This window comes from Achromobacter aegrifaciens (genome assembly GCF_902859735.1).
GTDB classification, from domain to species: Bacteria; Pseudomonadota; Gammaproteobacteria; order Burkholderiales; family Burkholderiaceae_B; genus Achromobacter; species Achromobacter aegrifaciens.
The window spans coordinates 455126-476123 of the sequence record NZ_CADIJY010000003.1; the positions used below are offsets into that span (position 1 = coordinate 455126).

General features: G+C 66.4%; 19 protein-coding genes. 13 read left to right on the top strand and 6 right to left on the bottom strand.

The features are described from left to right. Window positions 1-10: 10 nt before the first annotated feature. Window positions 11-1456 (top strand): efflux transporter outer membrane subunit, encoded by a 1446-nt coding sequence (locus HV766_RS12125; protein WP_175181218.1) that lies wholly within the window; start codon window positions 11-13, stop codon window positions 1454-1456. A gap of 53 nt (window positions 1457-1509) precedes the next feature. After that, a complete protein-coding gene (locus HV766_RS12130) occupies window positions 1510-2166 on the top strand; it encodes a helix-turn-helix transcriptional regulator (RefSeq protein ID WP_054450450.1) in 657 nt (218 codons plus the stop codon). Between the two features lie 4 nt (window positions 2167-2170). On the opposite strand, the gene oprZ is transcribed toward HV766_RS12130, so the two are convergent. The 3 genes from oprZ to HV766_RS12145 are packed head-to-tail and all read right to left on the bottom strand — an operon-like array spanning window position 2171 to window position 7905. Then, entirely contained in the window at window positions 2171-3553 is a 1383-nt protein-coding gene (oprZ, locus tag HV766_RS12135; RefSeq protein WP_054450454.1) for a multidrug efflux RND transporter outer membrane subunit OprZ, read from the bottom strand. Continuing rightward, window positions 3550-6687: a multidrug efflux RND transporter permease subunit gene (locus tag HV766_RS12140; RefSeq protein WP_175159636.1), complete on the bottom strand. Its 3138-nt coding sequence runs from the start codon at window positions 6685-6687 to the stop codon at window positions 3550-3552. The genes oprZ and HV766_RS12140 overlap by 4 nt, the downstream gene beginning before the upstream one ends. A 6-nt stretch (window positions 6688-6693) precedes the next feature. Further along, complete coding sequence (locus HV766_RS12145; RefSeq protein WP_054450461.1) at window positions 6694-7905, bottom strand: MexX/AxyX family multidrug efflux RND transporter periplasmic adaptor subunit; 1212 nt, start codon at window positions 7903-7905, stop codon at window positions 6694-6696. A 223-nt stretch (window positions 7906-8128) separates the two neighbouring features. On the opposite strand from HV766_RS12145, the gene axyZ reads away from it, so the two are divergent. The 7 genes from axyZ (at window position 8129) to HV766_RS12180 (ending at window position 16079) form a co-directional block, all read left to right on the top strand. After that, window positions 8129-8767, top strand: a complete 639-nt coding sequence (axyZ, locus tag HV766_RS12150; RefSeq protein WP_175181219.1) for a multidrug efflux transcriptional repressor AxyZ — start codon at window positions 8129-8131, stop codon at window positions 8765-8767. A 75-nt stretch (window positions 8768-8842) separates the two neighbouring features. After that, window positions 8843-9739, top strand: coding sequence for a LysR family transcriptional regulator (locus tag HV766_RS12155; protein ID WP_175181220.1), 897 nt, complete (start codon window positions 8843-8845; stop codon window positions 9737-9739). Window positions 9740-9949: 210 nt separating this feature from the next. After that, complete coding sequence (locus HV766_RS12160; protein WP_119449055.1) at window positions 9950-11452, top strand: ABC transporter substrate-binding protein; 1503 nt, start codon at window positions 9950-9952, stop codon at window positions 11450-11452. Between the two features lie 185 nt (window positions 11453-11637). Continuing rightward, the gene (locus HV766_RS12165; protein ID WP_175181221.1) at window positions 11638-13437 is read left to right on the top strand and encodes a gamma-glutamyltransferase family protein; all 1800 of its coding nucleotides are present in this window, start codon (window positions 11638-11640) and stop codon (window positions 13435-13437) included. A gap of 79 nt (window positions 13438-13516) precedes the next feature. After that, window positions 13517-14491 carry a diacylglycerol/lipid kinase family protein gene (locus tag HV766_RS12170; RefSeq protein ID WP_054450469.1) on the top strand — a complete coding sequence of 325 codons (975 nt, stop codon included), beginning with the start codon at window positions 13517-13519 and terminating at the stop codon, window positions 14489-14491. Further along, window positions 14488-15270, top strand: coding sequence for a metallophosphoesterase family protein (locus HV766_RS12175; protein ID WP_175181222.1), 783 nt, complete (start codon window positions 14488-14490; stop codon window positions 15268-15270). Before HV766_RS12170 ends, HV766_RS12175 begins: the two co-directional genes overlap by 4 nt. Before the next feature lie 41 nt (window positions 15271-15311). Then, the gene (locus HV766_RS12180) at window positions 15312-16079 is read left to right on the top strand and encodes a phosphatase PAP2 family protein (protein WP_054450473.1); all 768 of its coding nucleotides are present in this window, start codon (window positions 15312-15314) and stop codon (window positions 16077-16079) included. Here HV766_RS12180 and HV766_RS12185 read toward each other — a convergent pair. From HV766_RS12185 to HV766_RS12195, 3 genes are read right to left on the bottom strand one after another with little or no spacing between them, the layout of a single operon-like run. Next, window positions 16050-16487 carry an NAD(P)-binding domain-containing protein gene (locus HV766_RS12185; RefSeq protein WP_054450475.1) on the bottom strand — a complete coding sequence of 146 codons (438 nt, stop codon included), beginning with the start codon at window positions 16485-16487 and terminating at the stop codon, window positions 16050-16052. The two genes, HV766_RS12180 and HV766_RS12185, sit on opposite strands and share 30 nt — an antisense overlap. Continuing rightward, window positions 16484-16927 (bottom strand): PaaI family thioesterase, encoded by a 444-nt coding sequence (locus HV766_RS12190; protein ID WP_054450477.1) that lies wholly within the window; start codon window positions 16925-16927, stop codon window positions 16484-16486. Before HV766_RS12190 ends, HV766_RS12185 begins: the two co-directional genes overlap by 4 nt. Then, the gene (locus HV766_RS12195) at window positions 16924-17538 is read right to left on the bottom strand and encodes a TetR/AcrR family transcriptional regulator (protein WP_175181223.1); all 615 of its coding nucleotides are present in this window, start codon (window positions 17536-17538) and stop codon (window positions 16924-16926) included. Before HV766_RS12195 ends, HV766_RS12190 begins: the two co-directional genes overlap by 4 nt. Window positions 17539-18016: 478 nt before the next feature. On the opposite strand from HV766_RS12195, the gene HV766_RS12200 reads away from it, so the two are divergent. The 4 genes from HV766_RS12200 (at window position 18017) to HV766_RS12215 (ending at window position 20995) form a co-directional block, all read left to right on the top strand. After that, window positions 18017-19126: a porin gene (locus HV766_RS12200; protein ID WP_125472577.1), complete on the top strand. Its 1110-nt coding sequence runs from the start codon at window positions 18017-18019 to the stop codon at window positions 19124-19126. 291 nt (window positions 19127-19417) lie between these two features. Beyond that, window positions 19418-19777, top strand: coding sequence for an NADH-quinone oxidoreductase subunit A (locus tag HV766_RS12205; protein WP_006217959.1), 360 nt, complete (start codon window positions 19418-19420; stop codon window positions 19775-19777). 39 nt (window positions 19778-19816) lie between these two features. Continuing rightward, window positions 19817-20293: a NuoB/complex I 20 kDa subunit family protein gene (locus HV766_RS12210; RefSeq protein WP_006217960.1), complete on the top strand. Its 477-nt coding sequence runs from the start codon at window positions 19817-19819 to the stop codon at window positions 20291-20293. A gap of 75 nt (window positions 20294-20368) precedes the next feature. Continuing rightward, on the top strand, window positions 20369-20995 hold the full coding sequence (locus tag HV766_RS12215; protein WP_054450481.1) for an NADH-quinone oxidoreductase subunit C: 627 nt from the start codon (window positions 20369-20371) through the stop codon (window positions 20993-20995). The last annotated feature ends 3 nt before the right edge of the window (window positions 20996-20998 follow it).

The window sequence follows — 20998 nt, forward strand, 5'->3', positions numbered from 1 at the left end:
GGAAACCATCATGAAGCACTCACAACTTTCCATACGCATGCGCCGCGGCGCGGCCGTGCTGCTGGCCGCGCTGGCCACGGCCGGCTGCGCCGTCGGACCCGACTACCAGAAGCCCCAGGCTGCTCCGGTGGCGTTGGCCAGCCCTGAACAGGCCCTGTTCTCCACCGATCAATTGCAGCGCGACTGGTGGAAGCAATTGCAGGACCCCCAGCTGGACCGGCTGATCGATCTGGCGCTGTCGCGCAATCTGGATATCCGCATGGCGCAGGCGCGCCTGGCCGAGTCGCGCGCGGTGCTGGACGAGAAGGAACTGGACCAGTTGCCGGCGGTCGCGCTGGGCGGCGGCTATGAACGCAGCCTGTCGCAGGCCAATGCCGGCGTCGCGGGCCGGCGCAATCTGGCCGAGAGCTACCGGGCGGGCTTTGACGCCACCTGGGAGCTGGACCTGTTCGGCCGGCTGCGCCGGGCGGCCGAGGGCGCGGCCGCGCGCAGCGAGGCGCAGGCCGCGGACCTGGCCCAGACCCGCATCGTCGTGGCCGCCGAAGTGGCGCGCAATTACTTCGAGCTGCGCGGCGCGGAACAGCGCCTGGCCGTGGCGCGCGCCAACCTGGAAAGCCAGCGCGACAGCCTGCGCGTGATCCAGGCCATGGTATCGGCCGGCCGCGGCGATGAAGGCGACCTGGCCAGCGCCCGCGCCGAACTGGAGACCGTGCAGGCCAGCGTGCCGTTGCAGATCGCGGCCCGACGGCTGGCGCAGTACCGGATCGCGGTGTTGGCGGGCCTGCGGCCGGTGGAGCTGGGCGAGCTCGATGCGGGCAAGGCGCTGGCGCCCCTGGATACCCGCCTGCCGATCGGCGACGTGAGCGCCTTGCTGTCGCGCCGCCCGGACGTGCTGGCGGCCGAACGCGGCATGGCTGCGGCCAACGCCGATGTGGGCGTGGCGACTGCGGAGCTCTATCCGCGCATCGACCTGGGCGGGTTCCTGGGTTTCGTCGCCCTGCGCGGCGCGGATTTCGGCTCATCGGCCAGCCGCGCGTTCAGCGTGGCGGCCACGGCCAACTGGCCTGCCTTCCATCTGCCCACGGCGCTGGCGCGCAAGCGTGGCGCGGTGGCGCGCGCGGACGGCGCCGTCGCCAGCTACGAGCTGACCGTGCTGCGCGCGGTCGAGGAACTGGAATCGGCGCTGACGGAGTACGGCCAGACCCAGCAGCGCCTGGGCAGCCTGGCGCAGGCGGCCGCGCATAGCGGCAGGGCGGCGGAACTGGCGCAGCTGCGCTACCGTGAGGGCAGTACGCCGTATTTGACGGTGCTGGACGCGCAGCGTACGCTTTTGCGCGCCCAGGACGCCGTGGCCGTGGCTGAAACCGAGTCCTATACCCGCCTGATCGCGCTGTACAAAGCTTTGGGGGGCGGATGGGAGGCGCCCTCGATGGATCCGCCGGCCGCTTCCGGCTGACCGGCAGGCCAGGTTCATGGCACCATAGGCAAACAACCGGAGTATGCACATCCATGTCTGACAGTCCGTCCCATCCCGTGGTCTGGGAGCATCAGCCCGCCGATCGCGTGCTCATGACCCTGAAGACGCGGGGCCCGCAATCCGTCGCCGTCATTGCCAAGGCCCTGGACGTGACGGCCGAGGCCGTGCGTCAGCAGATGACGCGTCTGCATGCGGAAGGACTGGTGGATTCCGAAAGCCACAGCGCGGGCCGGGGCCGGCCCACGCAGATCTGGTTCCTGACCGATGCCGGAAACGGGCGCTTCCCGGACACGCATGCGGAAATGACGGTGCAGATGCTGGGCGCGGTGCGCCAGGTGTTTGGCGAAGAGGGCATCGAAAAGCTGATCCAGGCGCGCGAAGCCGCCATGCTCAGCAGCTACCGCCAGGCCATGCAGGGCGCCCGCAGCCTGAAGGAAAGGCTGGAGCGGCTGGTGGAAGTCCGCTCTGCCGAAGGCTACATGGCCGAGCTGCGCAAGGATGGCGCGGACTTCCTGTTCATCGAGAACCACTGCCCGATCTGCTCCGCGGCCAAAGCCTGTATGGGCTTTTGCCGCAGCGAGCTGGAACTCTTCCACAAGGTGCTAGGAGCAGAAGTCCGGGTGCGCCGCGAAGAACACATCCTCGCGGGCGCGCGCCGCTGCGCCTACCGCATCGACAAGGCTGGCTGACCAGTCATGAGCGGGGCTGCTCCCAGCCGCCCAGCGCCTTGTACAACTCCACCGCATTGACCAGCCGGCGCTGCTGCAGCCGGATGAACTCCTGTTCGGATTCGAACAGGCTGCGCTGCGCTTCCAGCATTTCCAGGTAGCTCGCCACGCCGCGTTCGTAGCGCCTTTCGGTCAGCCGCTGGCGGTCGCGGTCGGCGTCGCGGACCTTGCGCTGGGCGTCGATCTGGGCGCGCAGCGTGTCGCGCGCGGACAGCGCGTCGGCCACTTCGCGGAAGGCCTGCTGGATGCTGCCCTCGTACTGGGCCACCGCGATGTCCTTGCGCGCTTCCGCCAGCGACAGGTTGGCGCTGTTGCGTCCGGCGTTGAAGATGGGCAGCGTCAGCTTGGGCGCGAAGGTCCAGGTGCCCGTGCCCGAACCGAACAGGTCCGAGAAGCTGCCCGCCGTGGTGCCGATGTCGGTCGTCAGCTGCACCGACGGGAAGAACGCCGCGCGCGCCGCGCCGATGTCGGCGTTGGCGGCCCGCAGCGTGTCCTCGGCCTGGCGCAAGTCCGGGCGACGGACCAGCAGGGTTGAAGGCAGGCCCGCGGCCAGCGGTGTCAGGCTCTGGCTTTCCAGCGTGACGGCATCGGTGTCGGGCGGCAGCGAAAAGTCGCCCGCCAGCAGGCCCAGGGTGTGCACCGACTGCCGGTATTCCCGGCTCAGTTCGGCATGCGTGGCGCGCGAGGATTCCACCAGCATCTGCGCGGTACGCAGCCCCACGGCCGTTTCCAGTCCGGCGTCGTAACGGCGCTGGGTCAGTTTGAGCGAGGCCTCGCGTAGCGCCAGCGTGCTTTCGGTCAGGCGCAGCTGTTCGGCCAGTGAGCGCTGGTTGAAGTAGGCCGTGGCCGTTTCTGACACCAGCGACAGCGTGGCAGCGCGGTGCGCTTCCTCGCTGGCCAGGTAGCGCGACAGCGCCGCGTCGCTCAGGCTCTTCACGCGGCCGAAGAAATCCAGTTCGAACGCGGCGATGCCGACGGCGGCGCGGTAGCGGTCGGCCACCGGCATGCGCGGCTGGCCGGGCTCCGCGCCGCGTCCGCGGCTGAACTCGCCCGTACCGTCGATGGACGGCAAGCGGTCGGCCTGCTGTACGCCGTACAGCGCCCGCGCTTCCTGGATGCGCAGCGCCGCCACCCGCAGGTTGCGGTTGTTCTCGAGCGCGGCGGCGATCCAGGCCTGCAGCGCCGGGTCGTTGAAGTAATCGCGCCAGTCCTGCGGCATCGCCGCCAGTCCGTCCGCGGCGACCGTGTCATAGGCCTGGGGGACCGGCGCTGCCGGTCGCTCATAGGTGGGAGCCAGCGAGCAGCCGGCCAGGGCCAGCGCAAGCAGGGTCATTGCCATAGCCTTCATGGCGTGGTCTCCAGCGTTTCGCGGCCTTGCGGACGCGAGGGGCGCACGCGCATGCCCAGCGCGCGGCCCACGATCAAAAAGAAGAGCGGCACCAGGAAGATGGCCAGCACCGTCGCCGTGACGATGCCACCCAGCACGCCTGTGCCGATCGCGGCCTGGGCGCCCGAGGCCGCGCCGGTGGCCAGCGCCAGGGGCAGCACGCCCACGCCGAAGGCCAGCGAGGTCATCACGATGGGCCGCAGCCGCAGCCTGGCGGCCTCCAGCGTGGCGGACACGATGCCCTGGCCGTCGCGCACCAGGTCCTTGGCTACTTCCACGATCAGGATCGCGTTCTTGGCCGACAGCCCGATGGTGGCGATGAGGCCGACCTTGAAGTAGATGTCGTTGGGCATGCCGCGCAGCGTCACGCCCAGCACCGCGCCGATCACGCCCAGCGGCACCACCAGGATCACCGCCAGCGGTATCGACCAGCTTTCATACAGCGCGGCCAGGGCCAGGAACACGACCAGCACCGACAGCGCGAACAGCACGGGCGCCTGGTTGCCGGACAGCCGTTCCTCGTAGGACTGCCCCGACCAGTCGAAGCCGATGCCGCGCGGCAGTTCGGCCGCCAGCGCCTCCATGGCGCGCATGGCCTCGCCGCTGCTGTGCCCGGGCGCGGCCGAGCCGTTGATGGTGAACGACGGGAAGCCGTTGTAGCGGTTGAGCTGCGGCGGTCCCATCGACCATTTCAGGGTGGCGAAGGCCGACAGCGGCACCATCTGGCCCTGCAGGTTGCGTACATGCAGGCGCGACACGTCTTCCATGTCGACACGGCTCTTGCCGTCGGCCTGCACGGTCACGCGCCGCACCTGGCCATTGAGCATGAAGTCGCCGATATAGTCCGAACCGTACATTACCGCCAGGGCGGTGTTGATCTCGTCCAGTGGCACGCCCATGGCCTGCGCCTTGTCGCGGTCGACGCGCAGCTCCAGCTGCGGCGCTTCTTCCTGGCCGGCGAAGACAACCTCCGTCAGCGCGGGATGCTTGGCCGCCGCTGCCAGCAATTGCTGGCGCGCCTGCTCCAGGGCCTCGTAGCCCAGGCCGCCCCGGTCCTGCAGGCGGAAGTCGAAGCCCGAGGTGGAGCCCAGGTCCGGCAGCGGCGGGGAGTTCAGCGCATGCACCATGACGTTCTTGCGGTCGGCGAAGGCGGCGTTGATGCGTTCCACCACCGCGTTCACGTGCAGGTCGGCGCCGCCGCGCTGCTTCCAGTCCTTTAGCGTGACGAAGAACATGGCCGAGTTCGGTCCGCTGCCGTAGTTGCTGAAGCCGTTGACCGAATACACATATTCGACGGGCTCATGCTCCATCATGTAGCGCTCGACCTCTTTCACCATCGCCATGGTTTCGGCTTGCGGCGAGCCCTGGGGCAGGATGACCATGGCCATGAAGCTGCCCTGGTCTTCGTCCGGCAGGAAGGAAGAGGGCAGCCGGGCGAACAGCAGCGCCACCGCGGCGATCACCGCCAGATAGGCCAGGCCGAAGCGCACCGGACGGGCCAGCACGCCCGACACCCGGGCGGTGTAGCGCGCCGTCAGGCGCGCGAAGGCCCGGTTGAACCAGCCGAAGAAGCCGCGCTTCTCGTGGTGGCCGGCGGCGATCGGCTTGAGCATGCTGGCGCACAGCGCCGGCGTCAGCGACAGCGCCAGGAAGGCGGAGAAGGCAATCGACACGGCCAGCGTCACGGCGAACTGGCGGTAGATGTTGCCCACCGCGCCGTCAAAGAAGGCCATCGGCACGAACACCGACACCAGCACCACCGTGATGCCCACGATGGCGCCGCTGATCTGGCCCATGGCCTTGACCGTGGCCTCGCGCGGCGACAAGCCTTCCTCGGCCATGATGCGCTCGACGTTTTCCACCACCACGATGGCGTCGTCGACCAGGATGCCGATGGCCAGCACCATGCCGAACATCGTCAGCACGTTGATGGAATAGCCCAGCCCCAGCATCACGCCCAGCGTGCCCAGCAGCGCCACCGGCACGACCAGCGTCGGAATCAGCGTGGCGCGGAAGTTCTGCATGAACAGGTACATCACGCAGAACACCAGGGCTACGGCTTCCAGCAGGGTCATCAGCACCTTCTTGATCGAGATTTCGACGAAGGTGGATGTCTCGTACGGAATGTCCCAGGTCACGCCCGGCGGGAAATACTGGGCCAGCTCCTGCATGGTCGCGCGGATGCGCTTGGTGGTTTCGACCGCGTTCGAACCCGGCGCCAGCTTGATGCCCAGGCCTGTGCCGGTCATGCCGTTCACGCGCGACAGGTACATGTAGTCGGTGCCGCCCAATTCGACCCGCGCCACATCCTTCAGGCGCAAAGTGGCACCGTCCGGCTGCGCGCGCAGCGGAATGTTGCCGAATTGCTCGGGCGTGCGCAGGGACTCGCCCGCGACGATGCTGGCGTTCAGCGGGGCGTCCTTGGGCACGGCCTGGTTGCCCAGCTCGCCGATGGTGACGCGGGCGTTGTGGCTGCGCAGGGCCGAGACGATGTCGCCCGGGGTCAGGGACATGGCCGTCAGCTTGGCCGGATCCGGCCAGATGCGCATGGCGGCTTCCGCGCCGAACGACTGCACCTTGCCCACGCCTTCCACGCGGCGCAACGCCTGCAGCACGTTGGAGGCTGCCAGTTCGCCCAGCTGGATGTCATCCAGCCCGCCATCCGACTTCAGCGACACCACCAGCTGGATGTTGTCGGCCGCCTTCTCCACGCGCACGCCGTCGCGGCGCACCGATTCCGGCAGGCGCGGCTCCACCGCCTTCAGGCGGTTCTGCACTTCCACGGCCGCCAGGTCCGGGTTGGTGCCTTGCTTGAAAGTCAGGTTGATGCTGGCCCAGCCCGTCGAGTCGCTGCTGGACGAGGTGTACATCAGTCCCGGCGCGCCGTTCATCTCGCGTTCGATGATGGCGGTGACGGCCTCTTCGACCACCTTGGCCGAGGCGCCGGGGTAGCTGGCGCCGACGTTGACCACGGGCGGAGCGATGTCCGGATATTGCGCCACCGGCAGCGCACGGATCGACAGGATGCCGACCAGCACGATCAGCAGCGAGATCACCCAGGCGAAGACGGGGCGATCGATAAAAAAACGCGCCATTGCGGTTTATCCTTTTTGGCCCGGCGCGGACGTCCTAGCCTGGACGCCGGCCTCCGGGTTGCCGGCGGCGGGGGCCTGCGCACTGGGCGCGGCCCGCTCCACCGGTTTGATTTTCTGTCCCGCCGCCATATGCGCGGCGTTCTCGACGACGATGCGTTCGCCGCCTGCCAATCCCTGCGTGACGATCCAGTTCGGACCCTGCAGCCGCTCTGCGGTGACGGCGATCTTCTTCAGCTCTCCGTCTGCACCCGCGGCCAGCACGTGCGCGCCTTCGGCATTGCGCAGCAGGGCGTTGCGCGGCACCAGATAGGTGTCGCGGTTGATCGCCTGCTCCAGCCGCACCCGCACATACATGCCCGGCAGCAGATCGCGGCCCGGGTTCTCGAACAGCGCCCGCATGGTGACGTTGTCCGTGCCGGGATCCACCGCCAGATCGGCGAACGACAGCGTGCCGCCGCGCCCGTACTCCGAGCCGTCGGGCAGCAGCAGCCGCACCCGCACCTGGTCCGGCGCCACGCCTTCCAGGGCGCCCGCGCGGATCTGCTTCTGCAACTGCATCACCTCGGCCGCCGGCTGGGCGAAGTTCACGTAGATGGGATCGATCTGCTGCACCACCGTCAGCGGCGTGGCCTGGCCTTCGCCCACCAGTGCGCCTTCGGTCACCAGCGCGCGCCGCGCCCGGCCGTCGATGGGCGAAGTGACGCGCGCGTAATCCAGCTTCAGCTTGGCGCTCTGCAGGTTGGCGCGGGCCAGGGCGACCTCGGCCCGGGCCTGGCGTTCCTGCGCCACGCTTTCGGCGTGGTCGCGTTCGCTGATGGCGCGGTCCGACACCAGGTCAGCGTAGCGGCGCAGCTTGTCGGCGGCGGCGGAAAGATTGGCCTGCGCGCGCGCCAGGTTCGCGGCTTCCGAATCGTAGGCGGCCTGCAACGGCGCGGGATCGATCTGGAACAGGGCGGCGCCGCGCGTCACATCCTGGCCTTCTTCGTACAGGCGCGCGGTGACGATGCCGGCCACGCGCGCGCGCACTTCGGCTTCGCGGTAGGGCTCCAGCCGGCCCGGCAATTCGGTCGCGACGCTGGTGGGCGTGGCTTGGGCAACGATGACGCCGACTTCGGCGGGAGCCTCGGTGGCTTGTTGGGCTTCCGGTTTCGAGCAACCGGTAATAAGAATTAGTACGGAAGAAAGGGCGAGCGTGCGTAGAGAGACTCTTTGCTTCATTTTTAAAATTTCTGATGGGCCCGCAGAGGGCTGAGGTGGGGAAAGGCGCCGACTTTCCCGCGTGGGGAAGCGAGTCTATCATTTAATCCGTCACGCTTGATTAATTATTTTGTTCGGAAGTATGCTCCCCGCTTCACACTTATTCACAGTGACGAAAGAGGCGGCTTCTTGTTTTGAAGCCGCCGTTTTTTTGCAGCCGGTTTTTAAGAAGGAGGTCCCCCGCATGGCCCGCAAGACGAAAGAAGAGTCCCAACGCACCCGCGACCGCATCCTGGATGCCGCGGAGCACGTGTTCCTGTCCAAGGGGGTGGCCGCCACCACCATGAGCGACATCGCCGACCACGCAGGGGTGTCCCGGGGCGCCGTCTACGGCCATTACAAAAACAAGATCGACGTCTGCATCGCCATGTGCGACCGCGCGCTGGGCGAGGCTGCTCCCCTGACTCATGTCTCGACCGACGGCGAGGCGCTGGAATCGCTCTACACCTCCATGCGGCAATACATCCAGATCTACGCGCAGGAAGGCTCGGTGCAGCGCGTGCTGGAAATCCTGTACCTCAAATGCGAACGCAGCGACGAGAACGCGCCGCTGCTGCGCCGCCGTGACTTGTGGGAGCGCCACGCCCTGCGCACCTCGGAGAAACTGCTGCGCGCCGCGGTCAAGCGCGAGGACCTGCCGCGCGCGCTGGACGTGCGCCTGTCCAATCTTTATCTGCACGCCCTGGTCGACGGGGTGTTTGACAGCATCTGCTGGTCCGATCGCCTCAAGGGCGACATGTGGCCGCGCGTCGAGCGCATGCTCCGCGCCGCCATCGATACCCTCCGGTTTTTCGCGCACCTGCTGACGCCGAAAGCCGCCTGATTCCGCGGCGGGCGCTTTTCAACGGGATGCTCCTGAATTGAGCATCCCCATGCCGGACGCCCCTACAATCCGCGCATGACCCTCAAGCAACTCGAAGCCTTCTACTGGGCCGCCACCTGCGCAAGTTTCGCCGTGGCGGCCGAGCGCCTGCATCTGTCGGTATCGTCGTTGTCCAAGCGCATCTCCGAGCTCGAGGAAGGCCTGGGCCAGTCCTTGTTCGATCGCAGCGGCCACAAGGCGGTGCTGACCGACGCCGGCCAGCGCCTGCTGCCGCAGGCGCGCGACCTGCTGGCCTCGGCGGAGCAGATACGGGCGTCGCTGGCGCAAAGCGCGGGGCTCAGCGGTCGCTGCCGCTTCGGCGTGGGCGAGCTGACCGCGCTCACCTGGCTGCCGCGGCTGATCCGGGGCGTGCGCGCCGCCTATCCGGACCTGGTGCTGGAACCCTATGTGGACATCGGCCAGGTGCTGGAGCAGCGCGTGGCCGACGGCGAACTGGACTTTGCCGTGATCGCCGGCCGTTCCTCTCGGCCCAATATCGCTTCCACGGCCATAGGCCAGGCCGACTTTTCCTGGGTCGCCGCGCCGGCGCTGCTGGACGGCGCCACGCGCATGACGCCGGAGCTGCTTGCCCGCCTGCCGCTGGTCACGCTGCCGGCGGGGGCCGGCACCACGCGCATCATCGACGACTGGCTGGCGGGCCGCGATGCTGGCGGCGAACGCCTCTGCTGCAACAACTGGGGGGCGGTGGTCGGCCTTCTGATAGAAGGCACCGGGGTCGGCCTGCTGCCCAGCCATTGGGCCCGCGCCTTGCAGGCCGAGGGCAGCCTGCGCGTGCTGGAAGGCGATACGCCGCTGGCGGCCATGCCTTATGCATTCCAGTACCGCCGCGATGATGCCCGGCCGCTGGTCGCCAAGCTGCGCGCCGAGGTCCAGGCCGCCGTGGACTTCGCTGCCCCTTGCCGCATCCCCTGAGGGTGCGTCCGCAAGGCGGCCGTCCGGCGCGCATTTAGGCTTACGACAGCCGTCGCTCTATACAATCGCCGCGCGCCTGGCGCAGAATCCAACAAGAACGTGCGCAGCGGGGGATGGACCCGGATGCAGCACGGCTCGGGTCTGTTCCCTCATGCCGGGCGGCGCGTCCGCGTGGGGAACCAGGCCGACCTGAACCGACGGAGATCTTTCATGCGTAAACTTTGCCTCGCCATGGCCATGGCGGGAATGCTGGCCAGCGGATTGGCGCAAGCGCAATCCACCCTGCGTATCGGCTTGCAGGACGACCCCGACGTGCTGGACCCGGTGCGCGCGCGCACCTTCGTGGGCCGCATCGTCTTCGCTTCCCTCTGCGACAAGCTGGTGGAGATCACGCCGGACCTGAAGATCGTGCCGCAGCTGGCGCAATCCTGGACCTTCAGCCCCGACAACAAGGTCCTGACCTTCAAGCTGCGCACCGACGCCGTTTTCCATGACGGCACGCCGGTGAACGCCGCCGCCGTCAAGGCCAACCTGGACCGCGCCCGCACCTTGCCCGACAGCAACCGCAAGAGCGAGTTGGCCACCGTCGCCAGCGTCGAGGCCCCGGACGCCAGCACCGTGGTGCTGACGCTGTCCGAACCCGATGCCTCGCTGCTGTCGCAGCTGTCCGACCGCGCCGGGATGATGATGTCTCCCGCCAGCTTCGACAAGGACCCTGGCGGCAAGCCGGTGTGCTCCGGCCCCTACCAGTTCAAGGAGCGCGTGCAGAACGACCGCATCGTGCTCGAGAAATTTCCCAAGTACTGGGACGCCGCCAACTATCACTTCGACCGTCTGGTCTACACCCCGATTCCCGACAACACCGTGCGCCTGAACAACCTGCGCGCCGGCGACCTGGACATCATCGAGCGCGTCGCGCCCAGCGATGCCAAGGCGGTGAAGGACGACAAGAACCTGACCCTGGCGCCGGTGACCGGCCTGGGCTTCCAGGCCATTTCGGTGAACCTGGCCAATGGCGCGCGCGCCAACAACCCCCTGGCCAAGGACAAGCGCGTGCGTCAGGCGCTGGACCTCGCGATCGACCGTGACGTGCTCAATCAGGTGATCGGCGAAGGCATGTTCCAGCCCGCCTATCAGCCGTTCCCGCCGGCCAGCTTCGCCTACAACACCGCCTTCGAGCACAAGGGCCGCGACCCCAAGAAGGCGCAGGCGCTGTTGAAGGAAGCGGGCTATGACCGCGTCAAGTTCGAGATCACCTTTGGCAACAACACCACCATGCAACAGGTGTTCGAGCTGGTACAGGCCATGGGCGCCGAAGCGGGCTTCGACATCACACTGCGTCCGGTGGAGTTCGCGTCCCTGCAATCCTCGCTCGCGCGCGGCGACTTCGAAGTAGGGCAGAGCGGCTGGTCGGGCCGCGTCGATCCCAGCGGCAACATCCACCAGTACCTGAGCTGCAAGGGCAACCTGAACGACGGCAAGTTCTGCGACGCCGCCGTGGACAAGCTGCTCAACGACGCCCGCGCCGAATCGGACACCGCCAAGCGCCGCGCCATGTATGACCAGGTGCTGACGGCGATGCAGGACCAGCGCCCGATCGTCTACCTGTTCTACCTGCCGTGGACCTTCGGCGTGCAGAAGAAGGTGGAAGGCTTTGTGCCTTACCCCGACGGCCTGATCCGCCTGAAGGGCGTCACTGTGGCAAAAAAGTAGGCTCCCCCCTACCCGTTGGCGCGGGCCCCCCAGGGGGCGGCGCTGGCGGACCGGCGGAGCCGGATCCGCGGTGCCCCGGCTGGCAGCGTCCGCCGGCCTCTCCAGCGTGCCTGTTCTTTTGATCGCCAGGCGCCCGCCGTGCAGGAAGTGTTCCGCGTTTCAGCGGCAGCCCTATAGGAATCATCATGTTTACTACTCGCCCGGAAATCCTCGGCACCTTTGGTGTCGTGACGTCCACCCATTGGCTGGCCAGCGCGGCCGGCATGTCGCTGCTGGAGCGCGGCGGCAACGCCTTCGACGCCTGCGTGGCCTCGGCCTTCGTGCTGCAGGTGGTCGAACCCCATCTGGTGGGCCCGGCCGGCGAAGTGCCCGCGGTGTTCTATTCCGCGCGCACCGGCCGCGTCGAAGTGCTGTGCGGCCAGGGCACCACGCCCGCTGCCGCCACGCTCGAACGCTACCGCGCCGAAGGCCTCAAGCTCATCCCTGGCAACGGCCTGCTGGCCACGGTCATCCCTGGCGCCTTCGACGCCTGGATGCTGCTCTTGCGCGACCACGGCAGCATGCGCGTGCGCGACGTGCTGGAGCCCGCCATCTATTACGCGGAGCACGGCCACGCGCTCATGCCGCGCATCTCCAACACCATCGCCGGCCTGAAGGACTTCTTCCAGACCCATTGGCCCACGACGGCCGCGGTCTACGTACCGGGCGGCCAGGTGCCCGAGGCCCGCAAACTGTTCCGCAATCCGGCGCTGGCTCGCACCTGGACCCGCGTGCTGAAGCAGGCCGAAAGCGCCGGCGCAGACCGCGAGCGCCAGATCGAAGCGGCGCGCGACGCCTTCTACCGTGGCTTCATTGCGGAGGAAATCGACAAGTTTGCGCGCAACACCGATGTCAAGGACGAGAGCGGGTCCACCCACCGCGGCGTCATTACCGCCGAGGACCTGGCGGGCTGGTCGGCCAGCTACGACACGCCGGTCACCTACGACTATCACGGCTACACCGTGGCGAAAGCCGGCTCCTGGAGTCAAGGTCCGGTCTTCCTGCAGACCCTGGCGCTGCTCAAGGAGATGGATCTGGCAGGCGTGAGCCCGACCAGCGCCGAATTCGTGCACCGCGTGACCGAGGCCATGAAGCTGGCCTTCGCCGACCGCGAGGCCTATTACGGCGATCCGGCCTTCGTCGACGTGCCGCTGGACCATCTGCTGTCCGACGCCTATAACGCCGAACGCCGCGCGTTGATCGGCGAGTCGGCTTCGCAAGATCTGCTGCCCGGCCAAGTGCCGGGTTTCGAGGCGCAAGTGAAGCGCGTCATGGACACGCTGGAGCGCCTGTCCAAGGTATCCGCGCCCGGCAGCGCCACCAATGAACCCACGCTTGCCGACATGCGCGCCTCCGCCAAACGCGGCGACACGACGCACGTGGACGTCATCGACCGCTGGGGCAACATGATCTCGGCCACGCCTTCGGGCGGATGGTTCCAGTCTTCGCCGGTGATCCCGGAACTCGGCTTCGGCCTGAACACCCGCGCGCAGATGTTCTGGCTGGAAGAAGGGCTGCCTGGCACGTTGGCGCCCGGCAAGCGTCCGCGCACCACGCTGACGCCCTCGCTGGCGCTGCGCGATGGCAAGCCCTACCTGGCCTTCGGCACGCCGGGCGGCGACCAGCAGGAGCAATGGCAACTGTTGTTCTTCCTGCGTCACGTGCACCACGGCCTGAACCTGCAGGAAGCGATCGACCTGCCCATGTCCCACACCATGCATTTCCCCACGTCCTTCTATCCGCGCGACCGCAAGCCGGGGCATCTGGCGGTGGAGGCGAGCTTCGGCGCCGAGGTCATCGCGGCGCTGCGCCAGCGCGGGCACCAGATCGAGGAGGTGCCCGAGTGGTCGGTGGGCAGGTTGACCGCGGCTTCGCGCGATGCCGACGGCCTCCTGCACGCGGCAGCCACGCCGCGCCTGATGCAGGCTTACGCCATCGGCCGCTGAACGGAGGCGGCGGGCGCGCCTGGCGCGTCCGCCGCCAGCCTTGTTGCGGCGCTTTGCCGGCATGGGGTATGTTTGTCGCATGACGCCAACCCAGCATAAACCGGCAACAGCGGCCCATTCCCTGACGGGACAAGAACCCCTCTTCATCGTCCTCAATACCGGATCGGGACGCGGCGACGCGCAGATCCTCCAAGACACGATCCGTCGCATACTCGACGAGGCCGGGCGCCGTTACGAATTGATGCCCGTGCAGGATCCGTCGCGCCTGACCGCCACGGCCGAGGCCGCGGTCACGCGCGCGCAGGAACAGCAGGGCGTGGTCATCGCGGCAGGCGGCGATGGCACGCTCAATGCGGTCGCGGGTGTGGTGCTTGGCAAAGGAGTGCCGTTCGGCATCCTGCCCCAGGGCACGTTCAATTACTTCGGGCGCAGCTACGGCATTTCGCAAGATACCGAGGTGGCTTTGCGCGGCTTTCTGCAAGGCCAGCCCAGGCCGGTGCAGGTCGGCATGCTCAACGGCCGGCTGTTCCTGGTCAATGCCAGCCTGGGTCTGTATCCGCAATTGCTCGAGGACCGCGAAGCCTATAAACAGAAGTATGGCCGCAGCCGGATGGTGGCGCTGTGGTCCGGCCTGGTCACCCTGCTGCGCGCGCCACGCCAGTTGAGCCTGCTGCTGGATCATGGCGGGCAGGCCCGCAATCTGCGCTCGCCCACCCTGGTGGTGGGCAACAACAAGCTCCAGCTGGAGCACATCGGCATCGAATCGGCTGAGCTGGATCAGAACCGCCTGATCGCCATGGCGGCGCGGCCGGTCGGCACCTTGGCGCTCTATGGCCTGCTGTTGCGCGGCTTGTTCAGCCGCCTGGGCGAAGCCGAGCATGTGGTGAGTTTCGCCTTCGACCGTCTGACGGTGGCCGTGCGCGGGCGTCGCCGCGTCAAGGTGGCGATGGACGGCGAAATCTCCTGGATGGATACGCCGCTGGAATTCAAAGTGGCCGACGAACGGCTGCCGCTGGTGGTGCCGGCGGACTCGCAATATCTGGACCGTTCATGACCCGTATCCTGCATTTTTCCGATACCCACTTCGGCACGGAACGCAAACCCGTGGTCGAAGCCGCGCTGGACCTGGCCTGCACGCTTGCGCCTGACCTGGTGGTTCTTAGCGGTGACATCACGCAACGCGCGCGGCGCGGCCAGTTCGCCGCCGCCCGCAGGTTCATCGAGCGCCTGTCGCTGCCGGTGCTGACCGTGCCGGGCAATCACGACATTCCGCTGTTCAACGTGTTTGCGCGCGCGCTCAATCCTTACGGCAACTACAAGCGGGCTTTGGGGCCAGTGCTCGAACCCGTGTTCGAGAACGCCGGCCTGCTCGCCATCGGCGTCAACACGACACGCCCGCGCCGCCGCAAGGATGGCGAGATATCCGGCGCGCAGATCGCCCGGGTCGCCGAGAGGCTGCGCCAGGCCAGGCCCGGGCAGTTGCGCGTCGTGGTGGCGCACCATCCCGTGCGCGCCAAGGTCGAGTCGGACCTGTCCAATCTGCTGAACGGGCGCGAACGGGCTCTCGAAGCCTGGACGCAGGCGGGCGTGGACCTGATTCTGGGGGGGCATATCCATCTGCCCTATGTGCTGCCCGCGAACCCGGCGGCGCCTTCCGGCGGCTGGGTCGTCCAGGCTGGAACCACCTGCTCGCGCCGCGTGCGCGGCAATGTGCCCAATTCGGTCAATGTCATCATCTGCGAGGGGGCAGGCGAGTGCCATATCGAGCGTTGGGACTACGCCGCCGGGGCGCATGCTTTTGCACCGGTAGACAGGACCTTGGTCGCGCTGTAATTGAGAAGGATCGGGAGTTTCATCGTGGCGGGCTCTTATTCATGACGGACGCGTACGCGGCATGGGCCGCGGCCCATGCCTTGCAGTTGTTCATCGCGCTGCCGTTGCTGGCCGGCGGGGTGGCGCTCGTGTTTGCGCGCTGCGGCCTGAGTCTGCGCGGCCGTCGCCGCGACGCCCTCTTCATGACGGGTACGTGCGCCGCGCTCGTACTCTTCCTGGTCCTGGCTTTCGCGATAGAAAGCGAGGGGAGAGTAGTGGCGTTCGACCGGGCCCTGGCCAATTCCCTGAGCATGTCCATGTCCACGCCGTTGCTGTGGCTGCTGTCCTGGTTCACCTACCTGGGCGACCGGAAATTCCTGACCGGGGTCAGCGTGCTGATGACGCTGTTCCTGTTGTGGCGCGGAGAATGGCGGCTGGCCCTGGTTTGCGCCGTCGCCACGGGCGTGGGCGGCGCGCTCAACTGGCTGCTCAAGCACGCCTTCGAACGGGTGCGGCCAGAGCACGATCATGGCTACGCCAGCGTGGCGGGATGGAGCTTTCCCAGCGGCCACTCCTCTGCCGCGATGGCCGTCTACGGCATGGCCTGCTATCTGTTGTGGCGTCTGGCGCCGCCTGCCTGGCGCCTGCCCGGCATTGCGCTGCTGGCGGCGCTCATCATGGCGATCGGACTCAGCCGCATCCTGCTGCAGGTCCATTTCGCCAGCGACGTGCTGGCGGGCTTCGCGGTCAGCCTGGCCTGGTTGGCGTTGTGCGTGGCGGCGGCGCAGCGCCTGCGGCCCTCATGCGCCGCGGGCCAGCGCGTTCAGTAAGCGCGTCTCGGCGAGCGGAGCGTCCACCGCCGCGGCCAGGGGCGCGCAGGTGTAGCGGCCGCCCGCCGCGACGATGGCCTGGTCCAGGCTGCGCGCGCGTTCGGCGCAAGGCGGCTCCAGATCCACGATCAGCTTGCCTGCCACCGGCGCCGTCACGTTGCCGTCGCTGAAACGCTCCAGCGTGCGGTCGATCTCGCGTTCGCGTGGCAGGGCCAGCACGATGGTGTCGGATTCTTCCAGCGCTTCCCGCGCGGAGGTGGCCAGCGTCGCGCTGCCGCGGAAGTCTTCGCAACGCCCGGGCTCGATGTCGTAGAGGGTCAGCGCGATGTCCGGCTCGGCCGCCAGGAGGCGCTGTGCGGCCTGCGTGCCGATCCTGCCCATGCCGACGATGCTCACGCGCATGCTCATGGCTTGGGCACGGACCACGTGCTCACGATATGGGCAAGAGGTTCGTCCGAACCCTCGCCGGTCAGGATGACTTCCCCGGCGGACAGCCGGCCCACTTTCAGCAACCGGGCGTCGGCATAGATGGCGCCCGCGGGGCTCTTGCGCAGGAAATTGATCGTCAGGCTGGCAGTCACAGCGTGCGCCTGTCCGGTGGCGCCCACCACCGCCGCGTACATGGTCAGGTCGGCCAGGCCCATCAGCATGGGGCCGGCAACGATGCCGCCCAGCCGCTGGTGGGCGTCGCGCGCCGGCAGCACCGCGCGCGCCGTGCCGCGGCCGATGCGTATTACGTCTATGCCCAACAGCATGGAAAACGGATGTTGGTCGGCCAGCAATATATGGAAGTCGGCCAGGCTGATCAGCGGGGCGTCGGCCGGGGTGTCCAGGTCGGTTGCGGTCATCGTTGCTCCAGGGCGAGGCAGTAGTTGTCCAGCAGCGTTTCCGCTTGCTGGCCCAGGGATTTCAGGCGGCGGGTGTGCAGCAACAGCAGCAACCCCATCAAATAGGTGAAGAGATTCATCTGTTCGACGGCGACGGTCGCGGCCTCCCAGGACTTGGTCCGGGCCAGCGACACGCCCAGCAGATCTATGCACTGGCGCAGGCGGGCGTTGAGCCGTTCGTCCATTTCCCGGCCCAGGCCGCGCGGCCCCAGCCCCTGGAACAGGTACATGCCCAGCGAAAAGTCGGTCCGCCGCTCTGCGTAGTACCCGAAGAACGCATGGATCGCAGTGCGCGCCGCGGCCGGCGCCGGCCCGCTGGAGGCCGCCTCGGCCAGATGCGCATGCAGGCGTTCCAGCGATTCCTCCAGCAGTGCGCCATAAATGGTTTCCTTGCCGGCGAACCACGGATAGATGGCGCCGGTGGTGCAGCCGGCCTCCTTGGCGATCGCGCGGATCGTGGTCTTCTCCAGGCCGTCGCGCTCGAACACGCGCTGGGCGGCGTCCAGAACCAGCTGGCGGCGCAACGCATTCAGTCTTTCGGAACGGTCGGCGCGGGAGGTGGGCGTAGGCATATGGCTGAATGGTGAGACGACGATTCGATCATATCGGCGATTTTTATAAATAACAACGTTATTGATAGTGGACGAGTCGGCGCATTCCTGCTGTGGGGGCCTTATGGCGAAGGTGCGATTCCGATGGCTGGTTGGAGGCCGCGGCGACGCGGAAACAGGGCTCGGAAGGGAGCTGTATTTGATGGCGAGGATGGTATCCGGAGCATCCGGATAATTAGGGGCAGGGCTGAAAGTCGCATGAATAGGTGCTTGGCCTAAAAACTAAGGGTAAGCCCTAGCGTGTCCGGCCAGGCTTCGCTGAGTTGTTGCAATATCCCAACAAGCCTGTCGTAAACCTGCACTTTTCTGGCGCCGACCATAGCCAGCCCCCCTGATTTTTGATGCAATAGCGTCAACTTCCCTTCGCGGAGTTAGGGGGGCGGCAGGCTGGTTTGCTGGATTGCTGCTCTTGTCACTCAAATCAACGGAGATTTCTTAAATGAAAAAGACTCTGCTCGCTGCCGCCCTGCTCGCCGGTTTTGCCGGTGTCGCCCAGGCAGAAACGTCTGTCACCCTGTACGGTATCATCGACACGGGTATCGGCTACAACAAGATCAGCGGTGGTCCCGATGCCATGAACGGCAGCCGTTTCGGCATGATCAACGGCGTCCAGAACGGTTCGCGCTGGGGTCTGCGTGGTTCGGAAGACCTGGGTGACGGCCTGCGCGCTGTTTTCCAACTGGAATCCGGCTTTGATTCGGGTAACGGCAAGTCGGCCCAAGGTGGCCGCCTGTTCGGTCGTCAAGCCACCATCGGTCTGGCCAGCGACAGCTGGGGTCAACTGGACTTCGGTCGTCAAACCAACATCGCGTCGAAGTACTTCGGCTCGATCGATCCGTTCGGCGCTGGCTTCGGTCAAGCCAACATCGGCGTTTCGATGAGCGCTGCCAACACGCAACGCTACGACAACATGGTCATGTATCAGACCCCGTCGTTCAGCGGCTTCCAGTTCGGCGTTGGCTACTCGTTCAACGCTGACGACAACAACGCTGATCAAACCGGCTGGCGCACGGCTGACAACACCCGCGCCATCACGACCGGTCTGCGTTACGTGAACGGCCCCCTGAACGTGGCCCTCACGTACGACCAGCTGAACGCTTCGAACAAGTCGGTGTTTGCTGATCAAGACGCGACCCCGCGTATGTACGCCATCGGCGGTTCGTACGACTTCGAAGTCGTGAAGCTGGCCTTGGCCTACGCTCGCACGACCGACGGCTGGTTCGCTGGCCAAGGCGTGAACACCGGTTCGGGCTCCCTGAGCATCGGCACCAACATCTTTGCTGACGGCTTCAAGGCCAACTCGTACATGGTCGGCCTGTCCGCCCCGATCGGCGGCGCAAGCAAGCTGTTCGGTTCGTGGCAAATGGTTGACCCCAGCAACGACCGTATCAACGGTGCTGAGACGATGAACGTCTTCTCGCTGGGCTACACCTACGACCTGTCCAAGCGCACCAACCTGTACGCTTACGGTTCGTACGCCAAGAACTACGCCTTCATCGAAGACGTCAAGTCGACCGCCGTCGGCGTCGGTATCCGTCACCGCTTCTAATCCAAAGCAGGGCGCAAGTCCTGCCTGGATTTAAAGTGCACAAACGGGCTTCGGCCCGTTTGTATAAAACCACCCTTCGGGGTGGTTTTTTTCGTTTTTGCGCCTGTGTTTTTGCGTGTGTTTGTGCGTGCATCGGCAGGCTGCTGTATGCTTGCGTACCGGTGCTGAAAGCAGCCATTGTTCCATTTAAGGAATGCTGTCTTTCGCCTGCTGTTCGAGCTACAGAGTTCAGCCAGAAGTAACCGCGCGAATGCTACAATCCTAAGGTTTGCGCATTTGACGGACGCCTGAATGAACCTGCAACAGTATTTTCCCGTCCTGCTGTTTATCGTAGTGGCCACCCTTATCGGGTTCGCGCTTCTAACGGCCGGCTCCCTCCTTGGTCCGCGGCGTCCTTACGCCGAGAAGCTCTCGCCGTACGAATGCGGTTTCGAGGCCTTCGAAGACGCCCGCATGAAGTTTGACGTGCGCTACTACCTGGTGGCGATCCTGTTCATTCTTTTCGACCTGGAAATCGCCTTTCTGTTCCCGTGGGCCATCGCCCAGGGCACGGTCGGTCTCGTCGGTTTCTGGACGGTCATGGTTTTCCTGGCCGTGCTGACGGTCGGCTTCATCTACGAATGGAAAAAGGGCGCGCTGGACTGGGAATAACCCGCCGGGTTTTTTCACAGCACGCTATCAGAGACGAATATGGCTATAGACGGCATTCTCAAGCAAGGGTTCATCACAACCAGCGCCGACAAGTTCCTTAATTGGGCGAAGACCGGCTCCATGTGGCCCATGACCTTCGGTCTGGCCTGTTGCGCGGTTGAGATGATGCACGCGGGCGCGGCCCGCTACGACCTGGACCAATTCGGCATCATCTTCCGCCCCAGCCCGCGCCAGTCCGATCTGATGATCGTGGCCGGCACGCTGTGCAACAAGATGGCGCCGGCGCTGCGCAAGGTCTACGACCAGATGCCCGAGCCGCGTTGGGTGGTTTCCATGGGCTCCTGTGCCAACGGCGGCGGTTACTACCACTACTCGTATTCGGTGGTCCGTGGCTGCGATCGCATCGTACCGGTAGACGTCTACGTGCCAGGCTGCCCGCCCACGGCCGAGGCGCTGGTCTACGGCTTGCTGCAAATGCAGAACAAGATCCGTCTGACCAACACGATTGCGCGCTGAGTTCCGCCGCGCCAGGCAGCAGCCTTTGCAGCCGGCCCCGCGAAACCAGCATATCGGTTCACCTAAGCGTACAAGATGATGACCAGGCTCGAAACCCTGAAAAACAATTTGCAGACCACCCTCGGCGCGGATATCGCGCTGACCGAGGCGTTGGGCGAGCTGACGCTCGAAGTACCCGCGCAGCAGTGGTTCTCCGTCTGCAACAAGCTGCGCACCGAAGCCGGCCTGCGCTTTGAAACCTGTATCGACCTCTGCGGCGTCGACTACCTGACCTGGGGCAACGGCACGCGCCAACTGCCCGAGGAAACCAACGCCAAGATCCACCGCTCGCGTTTCGCCGTGGTTGCCCATGTGCTCTCGATCGAGAACAACTGGCGCCTGCGCGTGCGCACCTGGGCCGAGGACGACGAGTTCCCGATGGTCGCCTCGCTGATGGAATGCTGGCCGGCCGTGGGCTGGTTCGAACGCGAAGCCTTCGACCTGTACGGCATCGTCTTCGAAGGCCACCCGGACCTGCGCCGCATCCTCACCGACTATGGCTTCATCGGCCATCCCTTCCGCAAGGACTTCCCGCTGTCCGGCACCGTCGAAATGCGCTACGACCCGGAACAGCGGCGCGTCATTTACCAGCCGGTCACGATCGATCCGCGCGAGGTCACTCCGCGCGTGGTTCGCGAAGACTCTTACGGCTTGGGGCGTTAAATC

What these genes read in the sequence shown, in the direction of transcription:
- HV766_RS12125 (WP_175181218.1), top strand. Translation starts at nt 11, where the DNA reads ATGAAGCACTCACAACTTTCCATACGCATGCGCCGCGGCGCGGCCGTG.
- HV766_RS12130 (WP_054450450.1), top strand. Translation starts at nt 1,510, where the DNA reads ATGTCTGACAGTCCGTCCCATCCCGTGGTCTGGGAGCATCAGCCCGCC.
- oprZ (WP_054450454.1), bottom strand. Translation starts at nt 3,553, where the DNA reads ATGAAGGCTATGGCAATGACCCTGCTTGCGCTGGCCCTGGCCGGCTGC.
- HV766_RS12140 (WP_175159636.1), bottom strand. Translation starts at nt 6,687, where the DNA reads ATGGCGCGTTTTTTTATCGATCGCCCCGTCTTCGCCTGGGTGATCTCG.
- HV766_RS12145 (WP_054450461.1), bottom strand. Translation starts at nt 7,905, where the DNA reads ATGAAGCAAAGAGTCTCTCTACGCACGCTCGCCCTTTCTTCCGTACTA.
- axyZ (WP_175181219.1), top strand. Translation starts at nt 8,129, where the DNA reads ATGGCCCGCAAGACGAAAGAAGAGTCCCAACGCACCCGCGACCGCATC.
- HV766_RS12155 (WP_175181220.1), top strand. Translation starts at nt 8,843, where the DNA reads ATGACCCTCAAGCAACTCGAAGCCTTCTACTGGGCCGCCACCTGCGCA.
- HV766_RS12160 (WP_119449055.1), top strand. Translation starts at nt 9,950, where the DNA reads ATGCGTAAACTTTGCCTCGCCATGGCCATGGCGGGAATGCTGGCCAGC.
- HV766_RS12165 (WP_175181221.1), top strand. Translation starts at nt 11,638, where the DNA reads ATGTTTACTACTCGCCCGGAAATCCTCGGCACCTTTGGTGTCGTGACG.
- HV766_RS12170 (WP_054450469.1), top strand. Translation starts at nt 13,517, where the DNA reads ATGACGCCAACCCAGCATAAACCGGCAACAGCGGCCCATTCCCTGACG.
- HV766_RS12175 (WP_175181222.1), top strand. Translation starts at nt 14,488, where the DNA reads ATGACCCGTATCCTGCATTTTTCCGATACCCACTTCGGCACGGAACGC.
- HV766_RS12180 (WP_054450473.1), top strand. Translation starts at nt 15,312, where the DNA reads ATGACGGACGCGTACGCGGCATGGGCCGCGGCCCATGCCTTGCAGTTG.
- HV766_RS12185 (WP_054450475.1), bottom strand. Translation starts at nt 16,487, where the DNA reads ATGAGCATGCGCGTGAGCATCGTCGGCATGGGCAGGATCGGCACGCAG.
- HV766_RS12190 (WP_054450477.1), bottom strand. Translation starts at nt 16,927, where the DNA reads ATGACCGCAACCGACCTGGACACCCCGGCCGACGCCCCGCTGATCAGC.
- HV766_RS12195 (WP_175181223.1), bottom strand. Translation starts at nt 17,538, where the DNA reads ATGCCTACGCCCACCTCCCGCGCCGACCGTTCCGAAAGACTGAATGCG.
- HV766_RS12200 (WP_125472577.1), top strand. Translation starts at nt 18,017, where the DNA reads ATGAAAAAGACTCTGCTCGCTGCCGCCCTGCTCGCCGGTTTTGCCGGT.
- HV766_RS12205 (WP_006217959.1), top strand. Translation starts at nt 19,418, where the DNA reads ATGAACCTGCAACAGTATTTTCCCGTCCTGCTGTTTATCGTAGTGGCC.
- HV766_RS12210 (WP_006217960.1), top strand. Translation starts at nt 19,817, where the DNA reads ATGGCTATAGACGGCATTCTCAAGCAAGGGTTCATCACAACCAGCGCC.
- HV766_RS12215 (WP_054450481.1), top strand. Translation starts at nt 20,369, where the DNA reads ATGATGACCAGGCTCGAAACCCTGAAAAACAATTTGCAGACCACCCTC.